The organism is Aminobacterium mobile DSM 12262, from assembly GCF_000526395.1.
GTDB lineage: Bacteria > Synergistota > Synergistia > Synergistales > Aminobacteriaceae > Aminobacterium > Aminobacterium mobile.
Genome location: NZ_JAFZ01000003.1, coordinates 11,342 through 33,638, shown reverse-complemented (window position 1 = coordinate 33,638; position 22,297 = coordinate 11,342). Strand labels below are relative to the sequence as shown.

Below are 22,297 nucleotides of genomic sequence, written 5' to 3'. Positions count from 1 at the left end.
TCTCACTCTATTTCCGCGGGTGTATCTTCCGCAATTAAATCTCGTAATGTCGTTGATTCTAATACCTCATCAATACTGTTGCGCAACCGTACCCACAGGTTTCGCGCCGGGCAGCTATCCTCATTAAGGCACTCACTTCCTTCAAGGCAATCTGCCAAGTAGATGGGGCCCTCCAGCACTTCTACAACTGCAGCCACTGTTATCTTCTCTGGAGATTGGCTCAGGAGATAGCCTCCCTGCGGGCCTCGGATACTCTCCACCAGCCCCTGTCTTCGCAGCTTCAGAAAAAGCTGCTCCAGATATCGCTCGGAAATATGTTCTTTTGCAGCTATCTCCGTAATACTTACCGGCTCCTGTTTATTATATTGCCGAGCAAGCTCTAACATGGCCCGAAGACCATACCTTGTTTTTGTAGACAGTTTCACGGGGCTGTTCACCTTCTTTCTTCGAGAACTTTACTGCGCAACTATTCATACTATACCCTACCATATTTGTCAAGAATATATTGATGGGATTTGCAAACTCTATCTCGAAAATAGATAATACGTATAGGGAAAGGAGGGGAGCAACAAATGATACTTCGAGTACATGCTTTTCTTATGTACGCTACTGGTCAAAAAGAATTTAACATCCCGGCGCCTCCCACTGTAAAAGATCTTCTGAAAGATCTCTCGGAAAAATACGGAGAGAAATTTGACAAGTGGATTTGGTCTGGCAACGACATGCCAAAAAAGCTTTTAATGGGCACCATCATTATGGTGAATGGGAAACACATCGTCCATTTACAAGGGCTGGACACCCCTCTGAACGACAGTGACACTGTTAATATTTTCCCACCTGTCGGGGGAGGGTAAAAGGAAGCTTATGCATTAGCTGGCTAGTGACACGAGGCCACTCTACTTTGCCGATGATTTGTGCTAGCAAACTGTTAAGCCAGACAGGGGAAATAATATATATTTGCTCAATAAAAAAGCAGGGGCTTTTTACAATGGGAAGCCCCTGCTTTTACGCAACCTACATCTAATATATCTTCTTACGTATACGGACTTCTCTTCTCCTTTACAGAAGACCTTTTTTCCGTCCAGTGCCGAGATAGGCACCCCGAATATCCGGGTTATTCAAAAGCTCGGAAGAAGTTCCTGCCAAAATAAGCCCTCCTGTCTGAAGCACGTAGCCTCGATCAGATAAAAGAAGGGCCTGTCGGGCATTCTGCTCCACAAGAAGAATTGTTACTCCTTCAGAGTTAATTCTTTTCAGCTCCTTAAAAATGTCTTTTATGATAATAGGCGCCAACCCCAGCGACGGCTCATCGAGGAGAAGAAGCCTCGGACGAGACATGAGAGCCCGGCCAATAGACAGCATTTGCTGTTCGCCTCCGGAAAGAGTACCCGCATATTGGCTCTTTCGCTCTTCCAGCCTAGGGAAGAGCGAGAAAACCCACTCTAAATCCTCCCGAATCTGTCCCCTGTCCCGCCTTGGGAAAGCTCCCATCATCAGGTTCTCATAGACTGTAAGAGAAACAAACACTCGCCGCCCTTCAGGAACAAGGGACACTCCCTGTTTCACTACATCATAACTTCGACGAGCCAAAGGACCTCCATCAAAAAGGATTTCGCCTCCCTCTCTCGGAACCTCCGCCATGAGAGCATTCATCAAAGTGGACTTCCCTGCACCATTAGCTCCAATAACACATACAATTTCCCCTTCATTTACATAAAGAGACACTCCCCGTAATGCCCGAATCGCCCCATAGCTTACCTGCAAATTATGGACATTGAGGAGAGGACACTGCTGAGGCTCAGTCATGATGATTTTCCTCCTCCCCAAGATACGCTTTAAGCACTTCCGGATCGTTCTGAATATCTTCAGGGGACCCTTCCGCAATTTTAGCCCCGAAATTCATACAAATAATATGAGGACACACTTCCATAACCAGATCCATATGATGCTCTATAACGAGAATAGCCAGAGGAAAATCTTTATGAATCTCTCGAATCAGCTCATTAAGAGCCAGCACTTCTTCGGGATTCATTCCCGCGGCTGGTTCATCTAAAAGTAACAGTCGCGGATTCAAAGCCAGGGCTCTGGCTATCTCAAGTCGCCGTTGATAACCATAGGGAAGAGTACCTGCAGGTTGTAATGCCCGATCGGCAAGCCCCACCCTCTGCAGAAGCTCCATGCTCATATCACGGATACTCCGTTCTTTTTCCCTCCATCGTCCCATATGGGTTACCGCCTCAGCGAAAGAATAGGGTTCTTGGCACTGAGCTGCGGTCATCACATTCTCAAGAGCAGAGGAACGAGGGAAAAGACGCAGATTCTGGAAGGTCCTCGCTATGTCTCTTTGAATAATCTCGTACGTTTTAAGGGATGTAATATCTTCCCCCTCAAAAAGAATGCGACCAGAATCAGGGGCATATACACCGGTAATGATGTTGAAGATTGTGGTTTTTCCTGCTCCGTTAGGACCGATCAACCCCACTACGTCACGTTCACCCATCATAAAGCTCATATTCTGAACAGCCTGAACGCCGCCAAAAGATTTGTTGATTCTATCTAACTCAAGGAGTGCCGCCATGGTCTTTCCTCCTGAAAAACTTTCTCGTAAGATCTTCGCCATTAAGCCCTCCCATAATCCCCTCCGGACGAAGCACCATAATAACAACTAACACTGCACCATAAATAAGCATGCGATATTGGGAGATGGGACGAAAGAGTTCCGTAACCAATGTAATGACCACTGTCCCAACAAGGGTGCCAGTCATAGACCCCAAACCACCAAAAACCACGACAGCCGTAAGTTCTGTAGATTTAAGCATATCGAACATAATAGGTTGGATAAAAGAAAGGAATCCAGCCAGCAGGGCACCAGCAACGCCGCAATAAAACGCCGATATAATGAGACTGAGGATTCGTATCTTTGCTGTAGGAAGTCCGAGGAGAGATGCGGCAACGTAATCATCACGACAGGCCTTGAAAGATCGGCCGTATCTACTTTTAATAAAATTAAACATGCATATGGCCATAATGACAAAAAAGGTAAGCGCCACAGGAAGAGTTGTGTAGGGCTCAATGCCAGGATATCCCCGGGCCCCTCGCGTAAGAGACTGCCAATTCTCGAGGATCAAACGAATAGCCTCACCCAAGCCAATGGATGCAATGGCGTAATAATCTCCCATAAGACGCAACGTAGGAACTCCTATGCCGTAAGCCACCAGAACCGCCACCCCTCCACCTAACAGAATAGCCGGGAACCAGTGCAATCCATAATGCACCGTAAGAATGGCAGATGTGTAAGCCCCCAAAGCCATATAGGCAGCGTGCCCTAACGTGAATACGCCAGTAAAACCCGTTAAAAGAGAAACCCCCATAGCCGCAATGCCGTTGATGCAAAGAAGAATAATAATACCTTCAGTATATCCAGACATAGCCCCACCTACACCTTTTCGCCAACCTGTTTACCAAACAACCCCGTAGGACGAATAAGAAGGGTTATAACCAGAAGTGAGAAAACCACCAAATCTCTCATCTGGCTCGATATAAAGCCTGCTGTCAGCATTTCTGCCAACCCGAGGATCAAACTCCCCACCACAGCTCCAGGCAAAGATCCCAGCCCGCCAATGACAGCCGCCACAAAGGCCTTGATTGTAATGGCTCCCAACTGAGGGTAGAGAGTATAACGAACGGAGAGGAATATTCCCCCTATAGCTGCTAAAGCCCCTGCCACAAAAAAGACAATTGACACGAGAAGATTCACATTCACTCCCATGAGCCCGGCAGTACGCAGATCACAAGCTGCTGCCCGTATAGCCAATCCCCATTTGGTTTTTGTAAGGAAAATTTGCAAGCAGCCCAGGGCCACCAATGCCACGACAAAAGAAAGCAGATCGAAAGCACTAGTTGTAGCAATATTGAAAAGATGGACCGGCTGGGTTGGAATAACGGGAGGCAAGGCCCGAAAGCGCCCTCCCGCCACAATGACAAAAATATTTTCAATCACAATGCTCATGCCCATAGAAGCAATTAAAAGATAGAGAGTAACCCGTGTTCGTTCACGAATAGGCTTATAGGCAATACGCTCAGTCACAACTGCCGCAACCCCGGCGCCCAGCAAGGAAATAAAGCCCGCCACCCATATACTGAGCCCTAATGTTTTCAGAGCTCCATAACAAAGATAGCCGCCAATAACAAGGAATCCTCCATGAGCGAAATTTGAGAAAAGGAGAATGGAGTAGACAAGAGAATACCCCACGGCAATGAGAGCATAGACAGAACCAAGGGAAAGACCGTTAATCACTTGCTGCAACAAAGTAGCCATTGATCGTCTCACTCCTTCCTTAAGAAAACGGGGCGGCTCTATAAAGACCGCCCCGTATAGTAGGTAATCTCTTCGTTTTTCTAAGGTTTGATCTTCTTAAAGAACTGCCCTCGTCCGTCTTTCGCAATGAGGACTACGCCATCTTTGTCTTTGGGAGTATTCGTTTCGGGATCGATCGTAATGGTAGCATGATGAAGTACAAGACCAGATGTAGCGGCCAAGGCATCACGAATAGCTTTAGGATCATCCTTCCCCGCCCTGGCAATAGCGTCGGCAAGCCAATAGATAGAATCATAGCCCAAAACACCATTCACAAACTCTTTACATTCATCTTTCCATTTTTCTTTATAGGCCTTGAAGAAGGGCTGCATGGCAGGATCTTCAGGGGCTACATGGTTAATCCAATAGGAGTTTTCCATTGCGGGCCCAGCTATTTCCCACATGAACTCGCCATATCCATCCCCACCAACAAAAATAATGTCTTTTAATCCAAGCTCCCTAGCCTGTTTCATAATAAGAGCCATTTCTTTTCCCATGTTGGGAAGTACCAGCACATCAGCTTTCTTGTCTCGTATCTCCGTGAGTTGGGCTCTAAAATCTACATCCTGTCCTCCACGGAAACCGAGATCAGCTACAACTTTCCCACCATATTCCCCATAGCTTTTCATAAAAAATTCCCGAAGGCCTTGAGAGTAATCATTCCCTACATCATAAAGAATTGCTGCATTCATTCGCTTTAATTCATTGGCTGCAAAATAGGCAATAAGTTTCCCCTGATAGGGGTCAGTAAAACAAATTCGGAAAGAGTAAGGACGGACCTTCCCTTTCTCGTCTACCGTCACCAGCGGATTCGTAGAGACAGTACCAATCTGCGGAACTTCATATCTGTTCACAAGAGGAGCCGTTGCAATATTAATACCACTGCCATTTGCTCCTACAATGGCGACAACTTTGTCTTCCTCTATCATGCGCCGCACGGCATTCACGGCATCTTCAGCCCTGGTTCTGAAATCGTACACTACAAGTTCAAGTTTTCTCCCCAAAACGCCTCCTTGAGCGTTGATTTCATCCACTGCCATACGAGCCGTCTTTTCTTCAGTCTGCCCATACGCCGCCCAATCCCCGGTAAGAGCTGCCAAGTAACCAATCTTAATTGGTTTCTCTTCTGCAGCAGCTGGGGCAAGGAGAACCATCCCCAACAGAAGCCCAAGCACAACAAGCCCTACCACTCTCTTCAAACAGATACTGCTTCCTTTCACCACGTACCACCTCCTATAGAAAGTTTGCTGTGAGGTATAATCATTGTACAGAGAAAACAAGTCGTAATGCAATTGAAATTTTCCTAATAGTCTATAAATTATAACATCCAGGAGGGAAAAGGTATGTCTTTTCAATTACCCATTTATATTGAACCAGACTTCCAAAAAGAGCCCTTCTTCTCCGCTCGGGAAGCAACAGTAAAAACAGTAGAGAAAGAAGGCGTAGCTCCTTCCAATTACCACGCTCTTTCTATTTTCCCCGAGTACTTCAAGGTTGGAGGGCAATGGATTCTTGTTTCTGAAAGCAGAATGGACTGCGTCCCCGTTCTTCGTGAGGGCCTTGTTGTGGAGGCTGTAGAGTTTCGCCATCTTCATATTGGAGATATGGTTTTCGTCGGAAGAAATGAAGATGGAAGCGAAGGAATATACGTCCATTCCCACGGTTTCAAGACAACGAACGTGAAGGAAAACCAAGATATTTTCTCCTTTCGTACTGGCCGATCCAGGGAGACTGCCTACTCACGAGATTACGACATGCTTTACGAACTTTTAAGATATGAAAAAGACCATGGTTACATTGTATGGGTTCTAGGTCCAGCTGTAGTTTTCGATCACGACTCGAGAAGCGCCCTGTCGGAACTGATAGAACATGGCTATGCTCATGCCCTCCTGGCTGGCAACGCCCTCGCCACCCACGACCTAGAAGGTGGCATGATGAGAACAGCTCTTGGTCAAAACATTTATACCCAGGCCCAACAGCCTCTCGGTCATTACAATCACCTGGATCTTCTCAACACTGCGCGAAATTACGGCTCTTTAGAGAAGCTTATAAGAGAAGAAGATATTCGAGATGGCGTTATTTATTCTGCTCTTAAAAAGGGCGTTCCCATTGTACTTGCCGGATCTATACGGGACGATGGCCCGCTGCCGCCTGTTATCGGGGATGTATACGAGGCTCAAGATGCCATGAGAACACATACCCGCAAAGCTACAACCATGATCGCTCTCGCTACCCAGCTCCATACTATTGCTGCCGGGAACATGACTCCTGCATTCACATGCAAAGAGGGGAAGATCCGCCCTGTATATATCTATTCCGTTGACGTATCAGAATTCGCAGTAAATAAGCTTCGGGATCGGGGAACTCTCTCGGTCACTCCCATCGTGACCAACGTGCAGGACTTTTTGGTTCATCTTCGCAATAATCTTGTTCCCTAGCGCATAAAACGGGAAGAGAGATACATGAGGTTTGAGGGAAATTATTAATTTTAGTTCTCCACTACAAGGGAGACCCATTGCGTTTTATTCAACGTTTGTTTCTTTACAAAGGTCCGGAATTCGCTCCAACGCCTCAACAAAAAGAAGGGGAAGACCGTGAAGAGCGTAGGGAAGGTAGAGCCGCTCTGTAGATTGATGTGCGTCTTTCCCTATAGGTCCCATATTCAGAATTGGGATATGAAGGCATAAAATGTCTTCCGAAGGGAAATAATAGTCTATATTCCAAAGAGGGGTATTTTGAGCCACCCCTTCAAGATCATTTAAATTTCCCTGAAACCCTAAATAACTAAGATCCATAATTCCCTCAAAAATTTCTCGCACTTCCAGGGAGAATCCAATATTCTTTCCCTTTTGGACAAGCTCTTCGCATAAAAGGCGCATCCCCTTCTCCCCGGCAATCTCTTCATTATTGCACCGAGAGGGATAATAAGGAGGCAAAAAACCTATAACAATAAAAGGACCCTTTCTTCCCCATTGACGGGCAAGGGTTTGCATTACCTCTATACCTCGTTGATGAATGTTTTTTCCATCATGAATAGAGAGCGCTATTTCCTTCATAAGAGCTTTAGGGGAAAGGCCTCGTTTTCTGGCAACCTCACAGAGTAGTTCTTCCACCGTTATAACGGCCCCTCGCTCCGGCTCTCCATCAAAAAGAGATGGGGCCAGTTTTTTTCCCGACGATTCACGAAGGGCAAGAGCCTGTTGTAACGCTTCTTGCGCTCGTTGTTTCATATAAGCCAACAGTTGCCGAGGAGACTTCGTAACGAGAAGGCTATTGAAAAAAGTGACCGCCATTTCTGGAAGAGTAACAGAATAACCATCTTGTAAATCTGCAAGCTTCAACCCAGCCATTGGGGGGAAAGAAAAACCACGCCATGTATCAGCGCTCTCTTCATCTCCCTCTATAAGTACGGTAAGGCATGACGCCATAAGAGTTGCACTAACCCCCTTAAAATACTCTCCCACATGAGCCTCTCGCCCTACACAAAGAAAAACAGGCATAAGTTTGCCAATCGTTCCCAAATAGAGAGCTCCCTTTTCTTTTGGCTCTCCCACAGAAGGCTCTGTATTCAAACAGGCTATATATTGAAGACCCTTCTCTTCTCTAAAACGACGAAGCCACGGTACAACACTTCGCATGCCGGAAGACATGTTTTCTTCGTCACATACGGCAAGAAACAACAGGTTTGCACCAAGCTCCTCTCTGGCCTGAGCGTACATCTTCATACATGCCATTTCCAATGCCAAGCCATACTTCATATCGGCAATACCACGACCAAAAAGATACTCACCACTCTCTAGATCTCGTCTAACATCGGAAGGCAACATTTCCTTTTGAATTCGAGCCATATACTCTTGGGGCTCAAAAGCCCAAGAAGCAAGTGAGCCAAACCCTTCTGTTCCTACCACATCAAAGTGACCTGTAAGAATAATGGTTTGGCTACACGAAGGGAACGCTTCAAGAAAAGCTCCCACACAAAAGCGCTGCAAAGGGTCATTTTCTACTGGAATCATGACTATATGTTCAGGATGAGATTGGAAGTAGGGTAAAGAAGCTACCCACTCATATATATAATGCCCTACATTGTTTTCTTCTCCCGGCAATGTGGTAACGCTCGGAAAAGAAACTAGCTTTAGGCACAAGGACAGAAGTTCAGGTGGGGACGGAACTAATTGTCCCATGAGTTTTATTCCCTCCTATTATCCCTTTCCCCATGCGTTACTGTCACAGGAAGAGGAGCCGCTGCATCGAGATGAATGTCCATTTGAGGGAAGGCAATGGAAACTTTTTGCGTTTCAAAAAGATCAAGTATTTTATAACGCAGATCGCTTTGCACCTTAAAACGAGCCGTTTGGCGCATGTCCAGCCAAAAATAGAGATCGAACTCAAGAGCACTGGTACCGAAATTTCGGAACACTACATAGGGTTCTGGCATAGAAAGCACATTAGGATGAGACGTTGCTGCCTGAAGAAGAAGCCTCTCTACGTCCTTTACTGGAGAGCCATAAGCCACGCCAACGCTTACAACCCCTCGAAGCAACTGATCGGAAAGATTCCAGTTTATAATTCGATTCTCCAAAAAATATCGATTCGGAACAAGCACGTCTACATTATCAAAAGTACGAATTCTGGTAGAACGTGCCCCTATCTCTTCAACTGTACCGAGAACATCATCAACCTGCACCACATCTCGTAGTCTGAAGGGCTTGCTCATAAAGAGAATCAAACCGCTGATAAGGTTGCTGAAAAAATTTTGAGCGCCAATGCCAAGGCCAAGAACAAGAGCACCACCTAGAAAGGCAAAAGCCGTTAAAGGAATATTTACCATATCTAAAGCCATGAGGACAAAAAGAAAGGTGAGGAAAAAGAAAAGCCCTTTCTGTATCGCCATAGCTGCGGTAGGGTCCATCTCAAATCGTTCAAGAAGACGCTTCGTAAACCACTTGGTCACTTTACGGCTTATAAGCAACCCCAAAAGTACAATAATAACTGCCAGGATCAATTTTTTAATTGTAATGGTATAGCCGTTCCCAGACCATAACTGGAAATTAAGAAACGCCAAAACCCTCTCACGACCTGCTGAAGAAACCTTTTCCGTGAGCGTTACCGACCCTAGTCGGCTGTCTACCTCTTCAAGCAAGCGATTATTGAGCATAGATACCCCTAGTAACCGAGACATATATTGGGTATTAAGTTCTGCCTGTTTTTTTAATCCATCGCTCTCTCTTTTCAGGAACTTCAACACTTGAGAACTTTCATTTTGAGAAGCATAAAGATTATTTACCGATAAAAGCCTCGATTGCAAGGAAATTTGTTTTTTCTGCAATCCAAGCAACAAGCTGTCGAGGTTTTTCTTTCGGACGTTCACATCTACTTGAAGTTTCACGAGCTCTTCCGTAGGAAGTTTTTTCTGCAGTAACCTATATCGAGCTTCCCAAATTTCTCTCGTCTCTTCCTCCCAGAGCCTCGCCTGATCTGTTTGGTCAAGGGCCGTCTGATAGTATGTCTGCCATACTTCTTTTTCCTTTAAGGCAGCCTTATATATATCTTTCTTTTCTCCTTCCGGCGCCGTCTCGAAGTGGGTTTGTGCGTTCACCAGTTCCTCTGTAGCTGTATTAAGGTCTTTCCTCAGCTCATCTGCCTGACGCTGAAGATCTGCTTCTCTCTCTTTTATCTGATCGATCTGCCTGTTCAGATCTGCCTCATCATATTGAAGATTTTGCCCAATCCATTTCAACCCATCAAGCAAATTTTTCTTGTCCATCTCTAAAAGATTAAGGCGGAGGCGGCTTTCTTCCAAGGACTTTTCTCCTGAGGCAAATAGCAAACGATCCCTTTCAAGCTGTAATTCTGCCTGTTGTTTCTCCCACTCGGAAGTCCCCCCATTTTGCAATGCCTCTTCCAAGGCTACGAGACGTTGTTCATCAACCCTTGCCCTATCGCGAAGAGAAGGGAGACTGCCTTCAACAAAACGTTGTCCATAACTTATAGTATCGATTTCCTGGGAAATAGGATCGAGGTGTTCTCTATAGCCCTCATAAAAACTAAGAGAGTAGGGAGGCTTTTTTTCTACGAAAGCAGCCACATCTCTCTTCATATCGCTCTGCCTACGGTCAAAATCAGCCTGCAATTGAGCAATACGATCTGAAAGAGACTGGAAACGCCGATATAGGGTCAACAGCGATTCAAAAAGGCCTAAACGCTCCTGAAATTGGAATGACGAAAGCCCACCTTGTTCCGATGTCAACTGTTTTTCTGAAGCTCGTAAACTATCAATATTCTTTTGTATCTCTTCTACTCGTGCCTGTACCTTCTCTACTGTATACGGAGATTCTTGAGATGTAGACTCTTCTGTGGCGAGCTGTGAAGGGAGCGAAGGGACTTGAGCCATAGCCGCAGACGCTAAGAATAGAAGGGATAGTACACTCAAAAGCATGAAGACATTTGCTGAAAAAAAGGTTTTTCTAAACACTGTACACCACTCCCGAAAGAAAAGGCGAACTCTACTCTAGGAAGAGTTCGCCTAAGGGAGAATTACTCATTCCCCTCGTTTGATCCAAAAAGTTCTTCAATAATATCTGCTACATGTTCCATCTTGGTAATTTTCGTCACATTGGAGCCACAGAAAAATAATCCTTCTTCCCAATTACCGAAGTAGGCATCCATAAGGGCTTGCGCAATGCAGAATGTCTTTTTCTCCGTACGATAACGGCAATGGGTTAGACAGTTAGCAATACACGGTTTTCTCCCTACTTCGCCGTTTAAGTACTTCTCTATGAAGGGAGACCGAATGGCTCGGCCCGGAAGACCTGCTGGACTCTGAATAATCACAACATCATCTTCTGTAGCGTCAATATATGCCTGCTTAAAACGATCTGATGCATCCCCTTCAAAAGTACAGGCGAAACGGGTTCCCATTTGCACGCCACTGGCACCAAGATCAAAAGCATGTTCCACATCTTCCCTTGTCCAGATTCCTCCTGCAGCAATAATAGGAATCGGAGCTTTCAGCTCTTTCTCTAAATACTCTACTAACTCTGGTATTACTACATCCAGGGAAAATTCTGGATTCTCTACTTGCTCCATTTTTGTTACCCCAAGGTGTCCTCCTGCGTAAAGAGGCGTTTCCACTACAAAGCCATCAGGAAGACGATGGTACAAACGTTCCCACCGACGGGCCAGAAGACTCGCAGCCTTCGTAGAGCTGACAATAGGAACGAGCGCTACATCGGGGAAATCCTTGGTATAGTCAGGAAGCTTGATGGGCAACCCAGCTCCTGAAATAATAATATTGACTCCGCCCTCGCACGCAGCTCGCACGTGGAGTTCATAGTCAGTAAGGGCCACCATGCAGTTGACAGCGAGAACGCCCGACTCTCCTGTAATCTCTCGAGCTCGTATGAGCCCCTCTTTGACCGCTCTCTGATTAGCCTCAAAATAGTTATGACCGTTGTAATAAGGTTCAGTACAGGCTAACCCTACACTGGCAATCGTGCCGACCCCTCCATAACGCGCCACATGTCCCGCCAAATTCGGGCCGGATATAGCGACGCCCATCCCCCCCTGAACCAGGGGGTAACGCGGCTGATACTTTCCCACTTTTAAAACAGGAATGGAACGGCTCAACAACATCTCTCCTCTTTTAGCATAGATCTTGCCTTTGCTATTTTTAGACAAGCTTGCCTATTCTATCCTAAAAGGGAGACTCGCTTCAACAAAAGAATTCAAAAATAAAGTATCCATAGGCATTTACTTCGTAAGAATCACTTTATATCCACCTTCAAATTCGTCGATGGCAACGTTCCATTTCTGGCTTCGCCCAAAACGAGCCACATTTTCCCGAGATGTTACAGTGTCTACTAATATTTCCACCCGGCCACCAGTCAAATCTTTAAGAACTTTCCGCGTCTCAAGAACTGGCTGGGGACAAGAAAGGCCTCGAGCATCAACAATACGAGATTCGCTCATCTTATTTCCTCCTAATCCAATCTCTCTCGCATCATAAATCCAACGGCGAGACAGAAAATGAAGCCGACTATAACCGAAGATGGACCAAAGGCGCCTGTCCCTGCAGGAGAGCTAGCCAAATTGAAGTTGTGGCTAAATGCCGCACCAACAAGCATTCCAAGCACAAAAACAGCAGCATCGCCATCACCTTCGCCACTCATAATAAACTGACGGCCAGGGCATCCGCCTGCCAACGTAAAGGCCAGGCCAGACACAACCATCCCCATAAAGTTCCAAAGAGCATTGGAATGAGCCACAGGCTGTCCCTCAAAGCCAGGATGAAACTGTCCTAATGCCATATTCGCCACAAAAGCTACGACGATAAAAGCCAAAACTCCGTTAAATAGATGAGCATCTCGCAACATAATAAGATCACGAATAGCTCCTACTGTACAGAAACGGCTCCTCTGCGCCATCCATCCAACAATAAGGCCTACAGCAAGAGCCACCATAAGAGGAGCATGAGCTGCCCCCGGGCCCTTCTCCGAAAAAAAGATAGGGCCAGAACCTTCAGGACCAAAAGTTGGCGCCATAATAAGCAAAACAAGAAGAGCCACAGCTGCTATGGGCATAAACAGGCCTGATGGTTTCGCTGACTCATAAGAACGCCCCAGACTAAAGCCCTTCCACAAGAAAACAATACCAATACCTATGCCCGCAACAAGACCGGCAATGCCAGCAATGGCATTCCAATCTCCTCCGGCTAACCGGAGATACGCTCTCCATGGGCAACCAAGAAAAACTAAAGCCCCTATCATCGCAAACATGCCCAAAAAGAAACGGATCACTGGAGAAGACCCGCTGCGAGGAACATATTCGCGATACGCAAGAGCTGAAATGAAAGAGCCGAGAATAAAGCCGGCTATTTCCGGACGAATATACTGAACCACAGCTGCCCGATGAAGCCCTAGAGCACCAGCTATATCTCTGGTAAAACATGCGACACAGATTCCCATGTTGCCCGGATTTCCCCAATGCACCAGAAGAGCGGCAAGAAGCCCAACAACCCCGCCTGTGATGATAGGTCCAATGCGAGACATGAGAAGGGAATTAAGACTTTTCATACAAAGCACCTCTCTCATTAAGAAAATTAAAACTGCTATTAATATAGCTAACCGGTATTTATTTTATTACTTTTACTAATATTTATTATTACCACTATCAAAGATTTTATGCAACTCGACACGATTATTTTCCGATTCTTTGCTATTATTAATATAGGTTGAAGTTCTGATCCTCACAAAGGAAGGTGAAGACAAGGATATGGCTGAACAACAATTAGTAGTGTTTGCTCTTGGCAGCGAAGAATTTGGCATCGACATCTCACAAGTACGAGAGATCGTCAGGACTCAGGAAATTACGAAAATTCCTCAAGCCTCGAATTTTATTGAAGGGATTGTAAACCTCCGCGGGCAGATTGTTCCTATCGTAGATTTATGCAAGCGTTTTGGAATTGGAAACACAACTGTGGAAGATGACGGACAGCGACGAATTATTGTTGTCAATATGGAATCTCAGATGGTAGGAATTCTCGTAGACGGGGTCAGTGAAATTCTGCGGATCCCAGACGGCGCAGTAGAGACACCTCCCCAAATGATCGCCATGGGAATGAATCAGGAATTTATTACCGGTGTTGCTAAAGTTGAGAAACGCCTGATCATCATTCTTGATCTTAACAAGGTTTTTTCTTTTGAAGAGCAAGCGGAGCTTAGCGAAGTAGAAACCACCGCATAAAAAAAGAGGGGGGCTTGAAATGCACCTCCAAATGCTGGCTTCTTTGTCCAACTTTTGGAGTGCTGAACAGCTCCTCCTCTTTTCCTTTTCCTTTTCTATTTCTATAAAAGGGCAAGTTGTGCCTCTACATGCTTCATGGCTTCCTCGATAAAAGGAAGCAACTCCTTCTCTTTTTGAAGCTGATCTACAATCCAGGAGAGACTTCCCGCTTCTTCAAGCATCTGAAATGTTTGAGGGTAATTGATATCGAATACCCAACTCAATTGTAATGCAAGGAAATCTGTTAATGAGTGGACTTTCTTATAAGAGGCTTTCCCAGTAGACACTAAATCCTCCAACAGATCTGGAGAGACTGGTACATCCTCTTTCAGTCCTGGGGAAAGTTCCTGTACTTTCCCCTCTTTTATACATTGTCGAATTAAGGCTAGGATATCGATCTTATCCGCATCCCTTACAAGTTGGCATAGAGTCCGTTCCTCAGGAGACAACGTGTCTGCAATATCCATTTTGTTATGGTAACGGATTCCTTCAAGAAGAATTTTTTTAGTTGAGGGGGAGATTCCAGACCAAGGGAAAGAACGTTCAAGGATGGTTACTCCTGCATCCCCGTGATCTATAGAACTTCCATCAGAAAAGGTGCCATAGTCTCGATATTGAGGGAATCGCCCTATATCATGGAGCAACCCAAGAACGTCTGCTATGCGAACTGCGTCTCCTTCCCATTCAAGGGCTGCGGCGAGAGAACCACTATTCGCCTCCACTCGATAACTATGTTCCTTTTTCAAAAGAAGCAGATGGGGAAGATCGCCTTCTGGAGTGGCAAAATCCGCAACAAAATCTTCAAACCATTTTCGGGCAAGGATAAGATGCTCTACCTTCATAGGAATATCAACCTTCTTCACGCAGCGAGTATATAGATGGCTATTATACCGTACATATAGAGTAATTAGGCCTGCATTAACAGTCTAATATAATGTAGAATATAGTGTAGATTATAGTATACGTTACATAAATATAGACTCGAAAGGGGAGCTGAACGAATGAAAAAAAGTTACCTCCTTTTTTTGTTAGTTACTCTTTCTATCTTTACTTACAATTATGTTGCCTTGGCTTCGGAAGTTCAACCTCTTTGGCAATTTGAGGCCAGTACTCCTCTTACTGGAACGCCTGCCGCTGCAAACAACACCGTCTACATAGGTGATGAAGGTGGATCTGTCTACGCTCTAGATGGAGAGACAGGAGCTTTGATATGGCAATATCTAGCAGGGACATCTATCAACGGTTCTCCAGCTATGAACGATACCACTCTTTTTGTCGGGGGAACTGACGGAAGAATCTTTGCTCTCAATCGGGAAACAGGAAACTTGCTATGGCAAACTCTGGTCGGGACCGACTTGGGACCTGGCGCTATATGGGGATCTCCTATATACGGTTCTGATCTTCTCTTTGCAGGCAGTGCTGATGGGCGAATATATGCCTTTGACCCTACTACCGGTGCTGTTCTATGGACCTTCGATACCGGCAGGGAGCTCCGTTCCACACCTCTCTACCATGAAGGACTTCTCTACGTGGGAGATCATACAGGGAAATTTCATGCTCTTGACCCCAAAACAGGAAAAAGGCAGTGGGGCGGCGGATCTGGTGGCCCCATTGACACGGCCTCCACAACATGGAAGGGATTTATCTACTTTGGAAGCTGGGACGGTCGTCTTTCCTCAGTAAAAATAAAGGGGATCATCCCCCAGTGGAAGTACAATGCTGGCGCGGCTATTACTACATCAGCCATTCCTGCAGATGGACGGCTCTTTTTCGGAACTCAAAACGGAGTATTTCATGCTATAGACGCCATCACGGGGCAAAGGCTCTGGACCTTCACCCTTGATGGAGCTGTTCATGCAAATCCTGTAGTAGATAATGGGATTGTTTACATTGGAACAGATACGGGGAAAATTATTGCTCTCTCCGCAGCAAATGGGCAAGAAGAATGGGCCTATCAGACAGGACGGGAAATTCTTGCTTCTCCTGTTGTTTATAACGGAATTCTCTATGTTGGCAGCATGGATAGCAAGGTATACGCCTTCAGGATACGTTAATATTTGAACTGAAAAGAATAACAAAAAAGTGCACCTCAAAAGTTGGACATAAAACCCCGCATGAGGTGCACTTCGTTTTTTGAATACGCTCTCTCTTTTTTCTTTAAAGATTTCGAGCGTCTCGAGCCAAAGCTCCAGCTCGATCGGTTTTTTCCCAGGCAGGCAGGGGATCGAGATCAATACGCCCCATATGGCCATAGGCGGCAAGTCGACGATATTGCGGGCGACGCAAATCCAAGTCTCGAATCATTGCGGCAGGCCTGAAATCAAAATGCCGCTCTACAAGATCTGTCAACACCTCGTCAGAGAGCTTCCCTGTCCCGTACGTATCTACCATAATTGAAACTGGCTCAGCTACTCCAATAGCATAGGCAACCTGAATCAGACATTTTTCAGCCAACCCGGCTGCAACTACGTTCTTCGCTGCATAGCGAGTCATATAAGCGCCAGAGCGGTCGACTTTCGTCGGGTCTTTGCCTGAAAAAGCCCCTCCCCCATGAGGAACCCAACCACCGTAGGTATCTACAATAATCTTGCGCCCAGTAAGGCCGGAATCAGCCATAGGGCCACCCTTCACAAAACGACCGGTAGGGTTAATAAGAATGCGCGTCTCCGGTTTCATCAGGTGCTCTGGAATAATAGGGGTAATAACATGCTCTATAATGTCTCCCCGGATTTGAGCTTCTGTTGCTCCTGGATGGTGTTGAACTGACACTATAATTGTATCTGCCATAATGGCATGACCATCAACATACTCAAGAGTAACCTGAGTTTTTCCGTCTGGACGGAGGTATGGGATGGTTCCGTCTTTTCGAACCTGCGCCACGCGCCGAGCCAAACGATGGGCAAAGGCAATGGGCATGGGCAAGTATTCTTCAGTTTCATTACATGCATAGCCCACCATCATCCCCTGATCCCCAGCTCCTGTTCTAGAGAGCTCTACCTCTCTCGCCTCTTCCTGGCTTCGAGCCTCAAGAGCCGTATTAACGCCCTGAGCGATGTCGGGAGATTGCTCGTCAATGGCAGTAATAACAGCACACGTATCGCCATCAAAACCATATTTAGCTCGAGTGTAACCGATTTCTTTCACTATATCTCTAGTAAGTTTAGGAATATCCACATACGTAGTAGTGCTAATCTCTCCAGCCACTAACACCAATCCTGTCGTTACGAGAGTTTCGCAAGCTACCCGCCCCATAGGATCATCAGCCAGAATTGCATCGAGCACGCCATCAGAAATTTGATCTGCAATCTTGTCTGGATGCCCCTCTGTGACTGATTCCGACGTAATTAAAAATCTTCTGTCTGCCATTTAGCGACCTCCAATTATAAAGATATCAAAAAAGGACCCATTCCAAGAGGAAGGGCCCTTTTTAAACACAAAAAGTAACGCTCATTCCTCTCTTATCATCCAGCCTTTCGGCTGCTGGTATTGGCACCGTACCTTGTTATTTCAGGCAGGTTGCCGGGCTTCATCGGGCCAGTCCCTCCACCTCTCGGGATAAGAGATTCATTTATAAAGTTTCACAAAACTAACTTTAGTATTATAAAGGATTTTCCCAAGGTGTCAATAAGTGTTGTTGAGGCTCATGTAGATGGGCCAGAGTTTCGTTCTGTTTACTTAGACCCCATGTGCATGCCATCGTCCTTGTAATGGAAGAAAACTTCATGGCCTCTTACACAGGTTCACTAAGGTATACTTATATGTAGAAAAAATCAACAACTTGGAGAAAAAACATGAGAATATTCAGGAGAAAGAAAAATATAGGACTAGCCTTTGGGGGAGGCGCCGTTCTTGGCGCTGCTCATATCGGGGTGTTAAAAGCAATCGAAGAGTTCAACATCCCCATCAGCTATATCGCTGGAACAAGCATTGGAGCAATCATCTCTGCCTTTTACGCCTTTGGCAAAAACTGGGAAGAAATGGCAATTCTTCTGAAAGGTCTGAACTGGCTGGACATTTCAAGAATCTCTCTTTCTCAATTCGGGCGGCTCTCAAATAAAAAACTTGGCAAACTCATAACAGACAATCTCGGAGATGTTACCTTTGACGAAGCCTGTATTCCCCTTGCGATGATAGCAACGGATATTACAAGCGGTGAAAAAGTGGTGCTTAAAAGTGGAAATGTGGCGGCTGCCGTAATGGCAAGCTCGTGTATCCCAGGTATTTTTATCCCTGTGGAAATAGACAATCGGCTCCTCGTTGACGGCGAACTTGTTGAAAATGTCCCGGTAACACCCCTTAAGGATATGGGAGCGAACTTCATCATCAGCGTTGATCTCTTTGGCAAATTAAAGCAAAAAAAACCGGAGAATATTATAGAAGTGCTATTCAAATCCTTCCACATCGCACTAGAAACCGCTACAAAACTGCAGACAGAGGAAAGCGATATTCTTATCAGGCCAGACCTTTCCCCTTTCAATACGTTCTCCGTTGAGCAAACCGATGCCTTAATTGAAATAGGTTACAAAGAAGCCAAAAAGATCTTTACAGAAAAAAATATCTTCAGTAGGGCTTTTCTATAGCTTCCAATCAATAGATTGTTGCTGAATTGTCCACAACTTATTATAGAGATCATCTCTTTCAATTAATTCATTATGGGTTCCCTGTTCAACCGCGCTGCCGTTGTTTAGCACTATAATTTTATCTGCATTTTTTACAGTTTTTAAGCGATGAGCAATAACAATAACCGTTCTTCCAGTAATTAATTCTCCTATAGCTTTTTGAACTTCCACTTCGTTCTCTGGATCAAGAGATGCTGTCGCCTCATCAAGCAAAGCCACGGGAGCATTCTTGAGAATCGCACGGGCAATAGATACACGTTGCTTTTCTCCTCCTGACAAAGTGCAACCACCCTCACCTACCATAGTATCGTACCCCTTCGGTAACGCCATAATGAAATCATGGCAACATGCCTTTTTTGACGCTTCAATAACCTCTTCGTCAGTGGCATTACTTTTACCAAAACGGATATTATTGCCTACCGTATCTTGAAATAAATAGACATCCTGAAACACCATTGATACTTTTTTCATGAGTTTCTCAGGAAGAAGAGTAGAGACATCAAGCCCCCCAAAAGTCACCTTTCCACTTGTCGGGTCGTAAAAACGAGCACAAAGCTTCATCACCGTGCTTTTTCCACTACCTGAAGGACCAACGAGTGCCGTCATTGTTCCCTGTTTCATAGAAATAGAGACATTATGCAAAACTTCTTTGTCTCCATAAGCAAAACAAACATTATCAAACTCTATATCTGTATTGTCATTTGGTTCTTGCGTTCCCTTCATTTCAGGTTCATTCATAAGATTCAAAATACGCTCACCTGCACGTTCTGAATAGCGCAATTCGGCAAATTTAAACAAAGCAGATGTAAGTGGATCATAGACACGAGAACCAATAACAAGAAACATTACAAAAGTCAGAAGATCTAAGGAACCGCCTATGAGCAGATACACCCCTGTTAAGATCATTAACGTCAATCCCGCTCGTATTAAAGTAATAGAAAGGATTACAACTGGCCCGAGCAAAGCTTCTTGTCTAATACTATCTTTCATAAACTTTCTAAAGGAATTTTCTAGACGGCTAAACTTTTCTCCAACAAGATTATAGGCTTTGATAATACGGATTCCCAACAGATATTCTTGCAAACGGTTTCCAGCATCTATTTTAGAAGCCATTTGCCTGTCTGCCAAAGTATGTTGGAACTTTTCTGTTGCAGCCAAAAGCAAGATAGTAAAGGGAAGGGCAATAAACATGGCAACCGACATACGCCAGTCAATCCACAGAAGCGAGATAAAGGCTAACAGTGGCATTGCTAAAGCGCCCATCAACTGAGGCAAAAGGTGAGACACACTCGTTTCTATAAGTGCAAAGTCTCCCATAAGCATATTAGCTAAATCACCGGGATCTCTACTTGAAATATATCCAAGAGGAAGTTTGCGAAGATGCTCAGCAAGATTGGCTCTACCTATTGCACTCACTTCATACGCACTACGAAAACTATAACGATAGGCCGGCTTTTCAGCCATAAACATAATAACCATATAGACAACAAGCACAGCACAGATAAGCCAAAGACGAGCCGTATCGAGACCCGTTGACGAACCATCAAAAGAACGGAAAATTATTCTTACAGCCTCTATAGACAACATAAAGGGAACAATATTCACTATATTAGCAAGCAATGTGAAACAAATTGGTCGTACAAGCCTTTCCGTATGCCCAACTGTAATATTACGAAACATATTCTTCATGCACACTCACGCCCTTCAATATTCAACGTCCAGTCAAAAGCTTTTGTATAGGCATTCCACATTCGTTTGTACAAACCTCTTTTAGACGTCAATTCATCATGAGTGCCAATCTGTTCTATTTTCCCGTTATTCAATACGATAATTTTATTGGCATTTTTGATAGACGATAATCTGTGAGCGATAACAATAACAGTCTTATCTTTAATAAGCTCCTTAAGAGCCAATTGCATTTTGAACTCATTTTCAGGATCGGCAAATGCAGTTGCTTCGTCGAGAACAAGAATGGGAGAGTTTTTTAAAATTGCCCTCGCAACTGAGACACGTTGTTCTTCTCCTCCAGATAAAAATACGCCTCGTTCTCCAATAAATGTATCGTAACCATTGGGCAAACTTTCAATGAAATCATGACATTGTGCCGCTTTTGCCACTGCATAGACTTCTTCTCGAGTAGCATCAGGTTTTCCGATGCGGATATTTTCATATAATGAATCGTAGAATAAAAAAGTATCCTGAAAAACAAAAGAGACAGTATTCATCAAACGTTCTGTAGGAATATCCTTTATATTCACTTCTCCAATTTTTATTTCTCCTTGAGAAACATCCCAAAAGCGCGGGATTAAATTGGCTACCGTAGACTTACCTGAACCAGAAGGACCAACCAGTGCCGTAATTTCTCTTGCTTTCGCCGTAAAACTAACATCTGTGAGTGCTTTAATTCTTGTTGCCTCTTCTTTATTCTCATAGGCAAACGATACGTTTTTAAAGGTCACGTCGTAGCTTTCAGGCATTTTGGGATTCGCAGCCTCACACACTGGTGGCTCATTAAATATCTTATCCATCCTCTCTACCCCCTCAATGATTTCTCGCGTTCCTGAAGCAAGAAACGTGAGTTTAAAAAGAGGGGACGAAGCACCAGGAGCCATAACAATGAAGAAAAGATATACAAGGGCAAAAGCCATATTCTGCGGTTCCTTGCTTAAAAACAACAGACCGACAGGCAAAATAAACGTTAAAAAAGAATTGAGAACAACTACGAAAAAAACCATTCCGTTCTCGAACTTATCGCAACAAGCAACTACAAAATCTCTGTAATCTTTAAGATCTTTATAAAATCTTTTAAAAGAATGGACGGTCTGCCCAAAAATTTTAACCACAGGCATTCCTCTTACATACTGAACAGCCGAACCATTAATTTTTTCAAGAGAATCGTAATATAATTTCATATTTTGTTGAGCCTTTTCCCCGAACATCATAGAAATTTGTGTCGCAACACTGAGGGCAAAGGCAAAAAGACATGTAAGGGCCATCCAACCATTGAGGCTGAAGAAGATAGCAAACATGACAACTACAGTAGCTGCAACGTTTACTATATCAGGAATGGTATGTGCTACAAAAAGCTCTATACGTTCAACATTTTGTTCTAACGTTTTTTTAACTGCACCAATCGAAGTTCCATTCAAATAGCCCAAAGATAGTTTGCCAATGTGCCTTGCAAGTTTCATGCGCAGACCGTACAAAATACGAAAAGCCGCTATATGAGAAAACATAAGGGAGCAATACATTAACATTAAACCTCCCAGAAGGCCTACAAAGGCTATCCACCCCCATTGCACCATAAGATTTTTATTAACAGCTGAAATACTATCTGCGTTTCTAAGCAGTTCTCCCAGCACCTTATAGACAGAAACAAAGGGAACAAGCATAAAAATGGCACTTATAGCAGACAAAATGGCCGATATAAAAAGCATTTTTTTCTTTTCGCCGGCAATTTCAAGCAAACGAGAGAGTCCACGTTTTTTCTTCACTGTATTTTTCATAAAATTTTCACCTTACTTGTAATAGACCCCTTCTA

20 protein-coding genes and 1 riboswitch are annotated in these 22,297 nt (G+C 44.6%); of the genes, 5 read left to right on the top strand and 15 right to left on the bottom strand.

Going from position 1 to position 22,297, the window contains the following annotated elements:
- Window positions 1–2: 2 nt before the first annotated feature.
- Window positions 3–425: an RrF2 family transcriptional regulator gene (locus K360_RS0109000; protein WP_024822833.1), complete on the bottom strand. Its 423-nt coding sequence runs from the start codon at window positions 423–425 to the stop codon at window positions 3–5.
- A 147-nt stretch (window positions 426–572) separates the two neighbouring features.
- Here K360_RS0109000 and K360_RS0108995 point away from each other — a divergent pair, with 147 nt between their 5' ends.
- Window positions 573–854 (top strand): MoaD/ThiS family protein, encoded by a 282-nt coding sequence (locus K360_RS0108995; protein WP_024822832.1) that lies wholly within the window; start codon window positions 573–575, stop codon window positions 852–854.
- Window positions 855–1,059: 205 nt separating this feature from the next.
- On the opposite strand, the gene K360_RS0108990 is transcribed toward K360_RS0108995, so the two are convergent.
- From K360_RS0108990 to K360_RS0108970, 5 genes are all read right to left on the bottom strand, one after another.
- Window positions 1,060–1,806, bottom strand: coding sequence for an ABC transporter ATP-binding protein (locus K360_RS0108990; protein WP_024822831.1), 747 nt, complete (start codon window positions 1,804–1,806; stop codon window positions 1,060–1,062).
- Window positions 1,799–2,578, bottom strand: coding sequence for an ABC transporter ATP-binding protein (locus K360_RS0108985; RefSeq protein ID WP_024822830.1), 780 nt, complete (start codon window positions 2,576–2,578; stop codon window positions 1,799–1,801). The genes K360_RS0108990 and K360_RS0108985 overlap by 8 nt, the downstream gene beginning before the upstream one ends.
- On the bottom strand, window positions 2,562–3,428 hold the full coding sequence (locus tag K360_RS0108980; protein WP_024822829.1) for a branched-chain amino acid ABC transporter permease: 867 nt from the start codon (window positions 3,426–3,428) through the stop codon (window positions 2,562–2,564). Before K360_RS0108980 ends, K360_RS0108985 begins: the two co-directional genes overlap by 17 nt.
- Window positions 3,429–3,436: 8 nt before the next feature.
- Complete coding sequence (locus tag K360_RS0108975) at window positions 3,437–4,318, bottom strand: branched-chain amino acid ABC transporter permease (protein WP_024822828.1); 882 nt, start codon at window positions 4,316–4,318, stop codon at window positions 3,437–3,439.
- An 80-nt stretch (window positions 4,319–4,398) separates the two neighbouring features.
- Window positions 4,399–5,511, bottom strand: coding sequence for an ABC transporter substrate-binding protein (locus K360_RS0108970; RefSeq protein WP_051461166.1), 1,113 nt, complete (start codon window positions 5,509–5,511; stop codon window positions 4,399–4,401).
- A gap of 189 nt (window positions 5,512–5,700) precedes the next feature.
- Here K360_RS0108970 and K360_RS0108965 point away from each other — a divergent pair, with 189 nt between their 5' ends.
- Window positions 5,701–6,795 (top strand): putative NPN-dependent ornithine cyclodeaminase, encoded by a 1,095-nt coding sequence (locus tag K360_RS0108965; protein WP_024822826.1) that lies wholly within the window; start codon window positions 5,701–5,703, stop codon window positions 6,793–6,795.
- Between the two features lie 84 nt (window positions 6,796–6,879).
- Here K360_RS0108965 and K360_RS0108960 read toward each other — a convergent pair whose 3' ends face one another.
- The 5 genes from K360_RS0108960 to yedE all read right to left on the bottom strand — a co-directional run bounded on the left by K360_RS0108960 (window position 6,880) and on the right by yedE (window position 13,428).
- Window positions 6,880–8,538: a M20/M25/M40 family metallo-hydrolase gene (locus tag K360_RS0108960; RefSeq protein ID WP_024822825.1), complete on the bottom strand. Its 1,659-nt coding sequence runs from the start codon at window positions 8,536–8,538 to the stop codon at window positions 6,880–6,882.
- 5 nt (window positions 8,539–8,543) lie between these two features.
- Window positions 8,544–10,829 carry a mechanosensitive ion channel domain-containing protein gene (locus tag K360_RS11095; protein ID WP_024822824.1) on the bottom strand — a complete coding sequence of 762 codons (2,286 nt, stop codon included), beginning with the start codon at window positions 10,827–10,829 and terminating at the stop codon, window positions 8,544–8,546.
- A gap of 62 nt (window positions 10,830–10,891) precedes the next feature.
- The gene (locus K360_RS0108950) at window positions 10,892–11,989 is read right to left on the bottom strand and encodes an NAD(P)H-dependent flavin oxidoreductase (RefSeq protein ID WP_034327061.1); all 1,098 of its coding nucleotides are present in this window, start codon (window positions 11,987–11,989) and stop codon (window positions 10,892–10,894) included.
- 117 nt (window positions 11,990–12,106) lie between these two features.
- A complete protein-coding gene (locus K360_RS0108945; protein WP_024822822.1) occupies window positions 12,107–12,325 on the bottom strand; it encodes a sulfurtransferase TusA family protein in 219 nt (72 codons plus the stop codon).
- Window positions 12,326–12,336: 11 nt separating this feature from the next.
- Window positions 12,337–13,428: a YedE family putative selenium transporter gene (gene yedE, locus K360_RS0108940; RefSeq protein WP_024822821.1), complete on the bottom strand. Its 1,092-nt coding sequence runs from the start codon at window positions 13,426–13,428 to the stop codon at window positions 12,337–12,339.
- 199 nt (window positions 13,429–13,627) lie between these two features.
- Between yedE and K360_RS0108935 the strand changes: the two genes are divergently transcribed.
- A complete protein-coding gene (locus tag K360_RS0108935; RefSeq protein ID WP_024822820.1) occupies window positions 13,628–14,098 on the top strand; it encodes a chemotaxis protein CheW in 471 nt (156 codons plus the stop codon).
- 101 nt (window positions 14,099–14,199) lie between these two features.
- Here the strand turns inward: K360_RS0108935 and K360_RS0108930 are convergent, their stop codons facing one another.
- Window positions 14,200–14,979 (bottom strand): HD domain-containing protein, encoded by a 780-nt coding sequence (locus K360_RS0108930; protein ID WP_024822819.1) that lies wholly within the window; start codon window positions 14,977–14,979, stop codon window positions 14,200–14,202.
- A gap of 159 nt (window positions 14,980–15,138) precedes the next feature.
- Between K360_RS0108930 and K360_RS0108925 the strand changes: the two genes are divergently transcribed.
- Window positions 15,139–16,191: an outer membrane protein assembly factor BamB family protein gene (locus K360_RS0108925; RefSeq protein WP_024822818.1), complete on the top strand. Its 1,053-nt coding sequence runs from the start codon at window positions 15,139–15,141 to the stop codon at window positions 16,189–16,191.
- A gap of 103 nt (window positions 16,192–16,294) precedes the next feature.
- Here the strand turns inward: K360_RS0108925 and metK are convergent, their stop codons facing one another.
- Window positions 16,295–17,503, bottom strand: a complete 1,209-nt coding sequence (gene metK, locus K360_RS0108920; RefSeq protein WP_024822817.1) for a methionine adenosyltransferase — start codon at window positions 17,501–17,503, stop codon at window positions 16,295–16,297.
- Window positions 17,504–17,592: 89 nt separating this feature from the next.
- Window positions 17,593–17,699, bottom strand: a riboswitch (SAM riboswitch).
- A gap of 229 nt (window positions 17,700–17,928) precedes the next feature.
- On the opposite strand from metK, the gene K360_RS0108915 reads away from it, so the two are divergent.
- Window positions 17,929–18,717, top strand: coding sequence for a patatin-like phospholipase family protein (locus tag K360_RS0108915; RefSeq protein WP_024822816.1), 789 nt, complete (start codon window positions 17,929–17,931; stop codon window positions 18,715–18,717).
- Here the strand turns inward: K360_RS0108915 and K360_RS0108910 are convergent.
- Together K360_RS0108910 and K360_RS0108905 are read right to left on the bottom strand one after the other, a co-directional pair.
- Window positions 18,712–20,445 carry an ABC transporter ATP-binding protein gene (locus tag K360_RS0108910; RefSeq protein ID WP_024822815.1) on the bottom strand — a complete coding sequence of 578 codons (1,734 nt, stop codon included), beginning with the start codon at window positions 20,443–20,445 and terminating at the stop codon, window positions 18,712–18,714. The two genes, K360_RS0108915 and K360_RS0108910, sit on opposite strands and share 6 nt — an antisense overlap.
- Window positions 20,442–22,262, bottom strand: a complete 1,821-nt coding sequence (locus K360_RS0108905) for an ABC transporter ATP-binding protein (protein WP_024822814.1) — start codon at window positions 22,260–22,262, stop codon at window positions 20,442–20,444. The genes K360_RS0108910 and K360_RS0108905 overlap by 4 nt, the downstream gene beginning before the upstream one ends.
- Window positions 22,263–22,297: the final 35 nt, after the last annotated feature.